The organism is Micromonospora sp. NPDC049679, assembly GCF_040659735.1.
Classification (GTDB): domain Bacteria; phylum Actinomycetota; class Actinomycetes; order Mycobacteriales; family Micromonosporaceae; genus Micromonospora_I.
In genome coordinates this window covers 150,401-158,963 of the sequence record NZ_JBFANZ010000008.1, presented here as the reverse complement: position 1 = coordinate 158,963, position 8,563 = coordinate 150,401, and the positions used below count along the sequence as shown (strand labels likewise).

The following is an 8,563-nucleotide window of genomic DNA, read 5'->3' as shown; positions in this document are numbered from 1 at the left end:
CCGCGGAGTGTCCGGGTCTGGGCGCGGGTGGCGGCAAACACGGCGGTGAGCACGAGGATGACCAGCTCTTCACACGGTTTGATCTCTGATCGTGTGAAGACGCCCTTGATCGACGCAGTTGGCCTTGATCCCCGGCGTTACTGGTACTTCTCCGCTTCCGCGCAAACCTTGTCGGCCTCCTTGGCCGCCTTCTCGAAGGCCGACTGACTCTTCGCCGACAGTGCCTTGCCCAGCAGGTCAAGGCACTTGCCGATGACCTCCTTCTGTCGGGCCTGCTCGTCACGGTCGTTCTGCGTGCCGGTGAGGTCCTGCTTGACGTCGTCGAGATCGTCCCGCGCACCCTGCAGGTCACGCTTGAGCCCGTCGATTTCCTTGGTGTTGGCGTCGATCTTGGCGTCCCGGTCGGCCACCTGGGCGCTCAACTGCTTCTCGGTCTTGGTCAGCTCACCGGACTTGGCGACGAAGAGCCCGGTCATCACGCCGCCGATCACGAACAGAAGCACTGCCACGAGCGCCAGCACGAGCGTGCTCTTGCCCTTGCTCTTGCCGGGGCCGACGGGCGCCGGCGCGCCGTAGGGCACGCCCGACAGCGGCGCACCGGCCATCGGCTGACCGTACGGCGGGGCGGACATCGGGGCGCCCGGGTACGGCTGCGGCGCCGGCATCCCCGAGACCGGCGGCCCGGAAACCTGTCCAGCGAGCGGCGGCGCGGACGCCGGCGCGCCCGCGTCGGCGAACCCGGCTCCGGGCGGCGCCTGCGGCGGGGTGTGGGCCGACGGCATCGCCATGGTCGGGTTCAGCAGCGCCGGGTGCGGCGTGCCGGCGGAGGCGGGCGCCGAATCCGGCGCGTACCCCGGTGCGGGACGGGCGGCCGGCGGCTGCGGGGCGGAGGTCGCCGCCGGCGGCTGCGGGGCCGGAGCGTGCGCCGCCGGGGAGTAACCGGGATCGGGCAGGGTGTACGCCTGCTCCCCGCCGCTCGACAGCGGCTGCGTCACCGGCTCGGACCCGCCGGGCGGGACGGACGATCCGTCCGGGGCGTGCGAAGGGTGGGACATGTTTCCTCCATGAACAGGCGCACCGGGAGACGTCTCGGGCGCGGAAGGGTGCGGCAAGGGAGAAGAACGACGGACTAAAGAACGACGGACTGACGAGCGGAGCTCAGCAGACCTTGAACTCGTCGCAGGCCGTTTTGATCGGCACAGCCAGGCCGATGCCCTCGGCGTCGCGTGCCTTGGCGGTGGCGATGCCCACCACCTGCTTGGCCCCGTTGATCACCGGTCCGCCCGAGTTGCCGGGGTTGATCGGGGCGTCGAACTGGATCGTCGTCCCCGAGCCGTCCGGCGACTTGCGGAATGCGCTCACCACGCCGGTCGTGACGGTGTCCTCGAGCCCGAGCGGGGCTCCCACCACGACGATCTGCTGACCGGACTTCACCGGCTCGCCCGCCGTGACCAGCCCGGTGAACTTGCCGTCCGCCTTGAGCTGAGCGACGTCGTTGACCTTGTCGACCTTCACGATGGTCGCGGGGAAACGCTGATCGCGACGCTCGATGAAGACCTCGCGGCCACCGCCGTTCCACACGGATTCGACCACGTGGAAGTTGGTGAACAGGTTCGTGCCGCCGCCGGTGGCCGGCTTGCCCACGGCGAACGCCGTGCCCGTGAACTGGCCGGCGCTGACCCGGAACACGCTGGGCAGCACGGCGGTGGAGATCGCCTCAGGGTTGAAGACGTCGCCGGCCTGCTTCTCCAGCTGCGTCGCCCGCCCCTCGACCGCGTCCAGGCGCGTGTCGTCGGCGGCCTGCGCCTCCGCCACGCGGCGGTCGGCGGCGCTGAGCCGGTCGCTCAGCCGGTCGATCTGGTGGGCCTGGAACCCGGCGACACCGCCGAGCGCGACGACCAGCAGCAGCGCGGTGACGCCCGGCCAGGCCAGCCGCCGCTTGGCGGCGACCGCGCCGGTGGCGCCGGTCGCGGCGTGGAGGGGCTCCACCTGGGGCGGGGGCGGGGTGTACGGGCGGGGATAGCCGACCGACGGCTCCCAGGCGCCGCCGGAAGCCGGAGCGGCCGCGAGGCCCGGGTGTGCTTCGCCGGTCACCGGCGCGGGCGGCACCGATGCCGGCGCGCTCGTCGGCGGAGCGAGGAACTGCGGGGTGGTGCCGAACGGCGGGGCCGGCTGCGGCGGGGCGGGGAACGGCGCGACCGCCGTCTGCGGCGGCTCCATCCGCGGCGGCATCGGGCCGGGGCGCCCCTGCATCGGCTCATCCGGGCCGGAGGCCGGGACAGCACTCACGGGGGACGCGCCGGGGTGCGACGGCGACGGGAAGGCGGGAGTGGCCGCGACCGGACCGGGTTGCGCCTGCGGTGCCGCCGAAGGCGACACGGGCGAGGCGTCGTCCGCCGCGTGCCGCGACCCGTCCGGCTCCGCGCCGGACTGCGCCACACGCGGGTCGTAGCCACTGCTCATGTATCGACGCCCTCCCCTGAGGCTCCACTGCCGATCGTCGCGCGGCGACCGGACCGCGCACACGGCCCCGTACACACTCGCACCTGCGGACAACCCAGAGTACTGATCGGCAGGGTGGACCGTACCTGCAGGAAAGGGGTTTGTCTTCCCCGTTGTCCCGCCTGCGTCGTGGGCCTCACGCTGCGTGCATCGGGCGGTTCCGGTCCGGCGCGCCGGACCCCAGCTGTGCCCGCTCGACCCGCTGCCGCACTAGGGTTTGCGACGTGACCGACGAACCACCCCTGCGCCGTCGGGCCGCGCAACGTCATGCAGGGGACGAGCCGCACTCTCCGCCGGCCGCCGGGTCGGCGTCCGACGTCGTGGGGCCCGCCCCGACGCCCGCCGGTCCCGTACCGCTGATCGCCCCGCGTGAAGGCACCCCCGCCCCGGTGGAGACGCCGGCCGGCCTGGCCGACGTCGTCGCCCGCTTCGGCGCCGGCACCGGCGCGGTCGCGATCGACGCCGAGCGTGCCTCCGGCTACCGCTACAGCCAGCGCGCCTACCTCGTGCAGCTGCGGCGCGAGGGCGCGGGCACCACGCTGATCGACCCACTGCCCCTCAACGACCTGAGCTCCCTCGACGAGGCGATCGCGGACGCCGAGTGGGTGCTGCACGCGGCCAGCCAGGACCTGCAGTGTCTGGCGGAGATCGGCCTGCGTCCGCGTCGGCTATTTGACACCGAGCTGGCCGCCCGGTTGGCCGGGTTCGAGCGGGTCGGCCTGGCCGCGCTGACCGAACAACTACTCGGTTTCACCCTGGAGAAGCACCACTCCGCCGCCGACTGGTCCACCCGTCCGCTGCCCGAGTCGTGGCTGACCTACGCGGCGCTCGACGTGGAGCTCCTGACGGACCTGCGCGATTCGCTCGCCGTCGAGCTGGAGCGGCAGGGCAAGCAGGGGTGGGCGGCCGAGGAGTTCGCCGCCTTGATCCTGTGGGGCGGACAGCCGCCCCGGCAGCGCGCCGAACCGTGGCGGCGCACCTCGGGCATGCATCGCATCCGAGGGGCGCGGGCACAGGCGCGGGTCCGGGCGATCTGGCACGCGCGCGACACGATCGCGGCGCGCCGCGACTCGGCGCCCGGTCGGGTTCTCCCGGACGCGGCCATCATCGCGGCCGCCGAGCTCGACCCGCGCGACGAGCGCACGCTGCTGACCCTGCCCGGGTTCGGCGGCCGTTCCGTACGTCGGTTGGCCCGGACCTGGCTCGACGCGCTCGCAGAGGCCCGGGATCTGCCCGACGACGCGCTGCCGGTGACCCCGCCCGTCGAGGGCCCACCGCCGCCGCACCGCTGGGCCGAACGGGACCCGGCGGCGGCCGGACGGCTCGCCCGCTGCCGCGAGGTGGTCACCCGCATCGCCGCGGCGCACGTCCTACCGCCGGAGAACCTGATCACCCCGGATTCGGTACGACGCCTGGCCTGGACCCCGCCGGAGGAGATCACGGTGGACACGGTCTCGGCCACGCTGCGCGGCTACGGGGCGCGGGCGTGGCAGGTGGGGCTGATCGTGGAGGAGCTGACGGCGGCGCTGAGCGCCAAGGAGTAGGAGACGGGTCAGGCGCGGGCGCCGACAGCGTCCGCGCCGAGCACCTCGTCGCGTCGGGCCCACCACTGCAGCGAGTGGCGGATGCCCTCCTCGACCGTCAGCTCGGGTGTCCAGTCCAGCAGCTCCCGGGAGCGGGAACTGCGGGTGTAGGAGCCGGCGCTGTCACCGGGCCGCCGCGGGTGCTCGGTCACCCGGACCGGCCGGTCGGAGAGCGACTGGAACGCAGTTACGAACTCGCGCACCGTGGTGCCGTTGCCGGTGCCGAGGTTGATCACCTCGTACGACCGGGCCCCGTCCTCGGGCAGGATCGCGTCGAAGCGGCGCAGCGCCTGCACGTGGGCCCGGGCGAGATCCCACACGTGGATGTAGTCGCGGATGCCGGAACCGTCGCGGGTCGGCCAGTCGGCGCCGGTGATCGCGAATTCCTCGCCGCTCTCCGCGGCGGTGAGCAACTTGCCCAGCAGGTGGCTGGGGTTACGCAGCTGCAGGCCGGTGCGGAGCGCGGGGTCGGCGCCGATGGGATTGAAGTAACGCAGCGACAGGGCCCGCAGCGGGGTGGCCGCGGCCGCGTCCTCCATCACCCATTCCATGACGGCCTTCGTCCGGGCGTACGGGCTCGTCGGCTCGACCGGCGACGTCTCGTCGACGGAGAAGTCGTCGCCGGGCCGGTAGATCGCGGCCGAGGAGCTGAACAGGTAGCGGTGGCAGCCGTTGCGCACGACGTGCTCGATGAAGTCGAGCGACTTCGCCACGTTCTCCCGGTAGTAGCGCAGCGGCTGCGCGACAGACTCGGGCACGACGATCAGCGCGGCCGCGTGCACGATGGCCTCGATGTCGGGGTGCTCGGCGAAGATCCGGTCGATCAGCTGCCCGTCGGCGATGTCACCCTGGTAGAAGATGCGGTCGCGGGTGAACTCGACCCGCCCGGTGCTCAGGTTGTCGAGCACGACCGGGACGATGCCGTCGTCCAGGCAGGCGGACGCGATGGTGCTCCCGATGAAGCCTGCGCCGCCCGCGATCAAAACCTTCACGCCAACCTCCGCGTCGCCCGAACACTCGCGACGAAGGTACCGGACGCGGATCCCGGACCCGCGCCCCCGGATGTGGTCCGCACCACAGCGGAGCGGCTGCCGCGCGCTAGTTACCGGCGAGTAGCATCCGAAGGACCCGCCCATGTCGGCGACCTTCATCCGGTCCGTAGTGCCTGGCGGCGCGAAGGCCGAATGATGGTCGAAAAGGAGGCTCAACAGTGCCCCGTGAAGTCCGGGATGTCGTCTTCGTCGACGGCGTCCGCACCCCGTTCGGCAAAGCGGGTGGCATGTACGCCAACACCCGCGCCGACGACCTGGTCATCCGCTGCATCCGCGAACTGCTGCGTCGCAACCCGCAGCTGCCGCCGGAGCGGGTTGACGAGGTGGCCATCGCCGCCACCACCCAGATCGGCGACCAGGGCCTCACCATCGGCCGGACCGCCGCCCTCCTCTCCGGGCTCCCCAAGACCGTGCCCGGCTACTCGATCGACCGGATGTGCGCCGGCGCCATGACGGCCGTCACCTCGGTCGCCGGCGGCATCGCCATGGGCGCCTACGACGTGGCCATCGCCGGCGGCGTCGAGCACATGGGCCGCCACCCGATGGGCGAGGGCGTGGACCCCAACCCGCGCATCCTCACCGAGAAGCTGGTCGACCCGTCCGCGCTGGTGATGGGTTCGACGGCGGAGAACCTGCACGACCGGGTCCCGCACATCACCAAGGCGCGCACCGACGCCTTCGCGCTCGCGTCGCAGCAGAAGACCGCCAAGGCGTACGCCAACGGCAAGCTGCAGGACGACATGGTGCCCGTGGCGGTCCGCGACCCGGAGACCGGCTGGGGCCTGGCCACCACGGACGAGGCGCCCCGCGAAACGTCCCTGGAGAAGCTCGCCACCCTGAAGACCCCGTTCCGTCCGCACGGCAAGGTGACCGCGGGCAACGCCGCCGGCCTCAACGACGGCGCGACCGCCAGCCTGCTCGCCGCCGAGGACGTCGCCCGCGAGCTGGGGCTGCCGATCGGCATGCGGCTGGTGTCGTACGGCTTCGTCGGCGTCGAGCCCGAGGTCATGGGCATCGGTCCGATCCCGTCGACCGAGAAGGCGCTGCGCATCGCCGGCCTGACCATCGACGACATCGGGCTGTTCGAGCTCAACGAGGCGTTCGCCGTGCAGGTGCTCGCCTTCCTCGACCACTTCGGGATCGCCGACGACGACCCGCGGGTCAACCAGTGGGGTGGCGCCATCGCCATCGGTCACCCGCTCGCCTCCTCGGGCGTACGGCTGATGACCCAGCTGTCCCGCCAGTTCGCCGAGCACCCGGAGGTGCGCTACGGCGTCACCGCCATGTGCATCGGCATCGGCATGGGCGGCACCGTGATCTGGGAGAACCCTGCCTGGGAAGGTGCGAACAAGTGACGACTCCGCAGAACCCCAACGAGGTCGTGACGAAGGCGCTGCTGCGGCTCGTCGCCGTGCCCGGACTGGACCGCCCGGCCGCGCTGATCACGCTGGACAACGGCTTCGACCACAAGAAGCCGAACTCATTCGGTCCGGCCGGCCTGGCCAGCCTGGACAGCGCGATCACCGACGCGCTCGGCGCCGACCCGGCATTCATCGCGGTCACCGGCAAGCCGTACATCTTCTGTGTCGGCGCCGACGTGACCGGCATCCCGATGGTGACCGACCGGGCGGAAGCGGTCGAGCTCGGCCGCCTCGGCCACCGGGTCTTCGCCCGGCTGCGCGAGAGCGCCGTGCCGACCTTCGCGTTCGTCAACGGCGCGGCGATGGGCGGCGGCCTGGAGCTGGCGCTGCACTGCCACTACCGGACGCTCTCCGGCGGGGCGGCCGCGCTCGCGCTCCCCGAGGTCTTCCTCGGCCTGGTGCCCGGATGGGGCGGCACGCAGCTGCTGCCCAACCTGATCGGCATCCCGATGGCCACCCAGGTGATCATCCAGAACCCGCTGATGCAGAACAAGATGCTCAAGCCGAAGCAGGCGGCGGAGATGGGCATCGCCGACGTCCTCTTCGAGCCGGCCGACTTCCTGGAGCGGTCGCTGGAGTGGGCCGCCGGTGTCGTGCGCGGCACGGTCACGGTGACCCGTCCCGAGGTCGACAAGGACATGTGGGACGGCGTGCTCTTCTTCGCCAAGCAGCAGCTCGACGAGCGGCTGCACGGCGCGGTCCCGTCCGCGTACAAGGCGCTGGAGCTGCTCGGCCTGGCGAAGGACGCGCCGTTCGCGGAGGGCACCGCCGCCGAGGACGAGGCCCTCGCCGATCTGGTGATGAGCGAGGAGCTGCGCAGCGGCCTCTACGCGTTCGACCTGGTGCAGCGGCGGGCCAAGCGGCCGGCCGGCGCGCCCGCGCCGGCGCTGGCCCGCGACATCAAGAAGGTCGGCATCGTCGGCGCCGGTCTGATGGCCTCGCAGCTGGCGCTGCTCTTCGCCCGCCGCCTCCAGGTGCCGGTCGTCATGACCGACCTGGACCAGTCCCGGGTGGACAAGGGCGTCGCCTACGTCCACAAGGAGATCGAGAAGGCGGTCAGCAAGGGCCGCATGGACAAGGGGACGGCGGCCCGGCTGTACGGCCTGGTCAGCGGCTCGGTCGACAAGGGAGCGTTCGCGGACGCCGACTTCGTCATCGAGGCGGTCTTCGAGGAGCTGAACGTCAAGAAGCAGGTCTGGGCCGAGCTCGAAAAGATCGTGAAGCCCGAGGCCATCCTGGCGACGAACACCTCCTCGCTCTCGGTCACGGCGATGGCCGCCGACCTGGAGCACCCGGAGCGGGTGGTCGGTTTCCACTTCTTCAACCCGGTCGCCGTGCTGCCCCTGCTGGAGATCGTCCGCGGCGAGCGGACCGACGAGGCCAGCCTGGCCACCGCGTTCGCGGTCGGCAAGTCGCTGCGCAAGTCGTGCGTGCTGGTCAAGGACGCCCCGGCGTTCGTGGTCAACCGCCTCCTGACCCGCTTCCTCGGCGAGATCTTCGCCGCGGTGGACGCCGGCACGCCTCCCCAGGTGGCCGACACCGCGCTCGACTCGCTGGGCCTGCCGATGCGCCCCCTGGCGCTGCTCCAGCTCGTCGGGCCGGCGGTCGCCCACCACGTGGGTGGCACGCTGCACGCCGCGTTCCCGGACCGGTTCGGGGTGAGCGAGAACCTCAAGCGGATCGCTGACGCCGGCAAGCCGATCATGGTGGACAACGAGGTGAACCCCGAGGTCGCCGCGCTGCTGCAGGCCGGGTCGTCGCCGCTGACCGCCGACGAGGTACGCGAGCGGGCGCTCGCCGCCCTGGCACAGGAGATCCGGCTGATGCTCGACGAGGGCGTGGTCGCCGAGGCGCAGGACATCGACCTGTGCATGATCCTCGGCGCCGGGTGGCCGTTCCACCTGGGCGGCGTGACGCCGTACCTGGACCGGACCGGCACCTCGGAGCGCGTGACCGGGCAGCGGTTCCTGCCGCGCGGGGTGGCCAGCCTCCCCGCCTGACCCAT

At 72.2% G+C, this 8,563-nt stretch carries 6 protein-coding genes; 3 read left to right on the top strand and 3 right to left on the bottom strand.

Translation table 11 applies throughout. The features are described 5' to 3' along the window. Positions 1-137: 137 nt before the first annotated feature. Both AB0J06_RS08175 and AB0J06_RS08170 read right to left on the bottom strand, forming a co-directional pair. Entirely contained in the window at positions 138-1,055 is a 918-nt protein-coding gene (locus AB0J06_RS08175) for a hypothetical protein (RefSeq protein WP_357425972.1), read from the bottom strand. A gap of 103 nt (positions 1,056-1,158) precedes the next feature. Next, positions 1,159-2,463 (bottom strand): trypsin-like peptidase domain-containing protein, encoded by a 1,305-nt coding sequence (locus tag AB0J06_RS08170; RefSeq protein ID WP_357425970.1) that lies wholly within the window; start codon positions 2,461-2,463, stop codon positions 1,159-1,161. A 263-nt stretch (positions 2,464-2,726) separates the two neighbouring features. On the opposite strand from AB0J06_RS08170, the gene AB0J06_RS08165 reads away from it, so the two are divergent. Further along, positions 2,727-4,046 (top strand): ribonuclease D, encoded by a 1,320-nt coding sequence (locus AB0J06_RS08165; RefSeq protein ID WP_357425967.1) that lies wholly within the window; start codon positions 2,727-2,729, stop codon positions 4,044-4,046. A gap of 8 nt (positions 4,047-4,054) precedes the next feature. Here the strand turns inward: AB0J06_RS08165 and galE are convergent, their stop codons facing one another. Continuing rightward, positions 4,055-5,077, bottom strand: a complete 1,023-nt coding sequence (gene galE / locus AB0J06_RS08160; RefSeq protein WP_357425965.1) for a UDP-glucose 4-epimerase GalE — start codon at positions 5,075-5,077, stop codon at positions 4,055-4,057. 218 nt (positions 5,078-5,295) lie between these two features. Here galE and AB0J06_RS08155 point away from each other — a divergent pair, with 218 nt between their 5' ends. Next, complete coding sequence (locus tag AB0J06_RS08155; RefSeq protein ID WP_357425963.1) at positions 5,296-6,492, top strand: thiolase family protein; 1,197 nt, start codon at positions 5,296-5,298, stop codon at positions 6,490-6,492. Then, positions 6,489-8,558: a 3-hydroxyacyl-CoA dehydrogenase NAD-binding domain-containing protein gene (locus AB0J06_RS08150; protein WP_357425961.1), complete on the top strand. Its 2,070-nt coding sequence runs from the start codon at positions 6,489-6,491 to the stop codon at positions 8,556-8,558. Before AB0J06_RS08155 ends, AB0J06_RS08150 begins: the two co-directional genes overlap by 4 nt. Positions 8,559-8,563 lie beyond the last annotated feature (5 nt).

Excerpts from the sequence above, each read along its gene's own strand:
- AB0J06_RS08175 (WP_357425972.1), bottom strand. The coding sequence starts at position 1,055 with ATGTCCCACCCTTCGCACGCCCCGGACGGATCGTCCGTCCCGCCCGGC.
- AB0J06_RS08170 (WP_357425970.1), bottom strand. The coding sequence starts at position 2,463 with ATGAGCAGTGGCTACGACCCGCGTGTGGCGCAGTCCGGCGCGGAGCCG.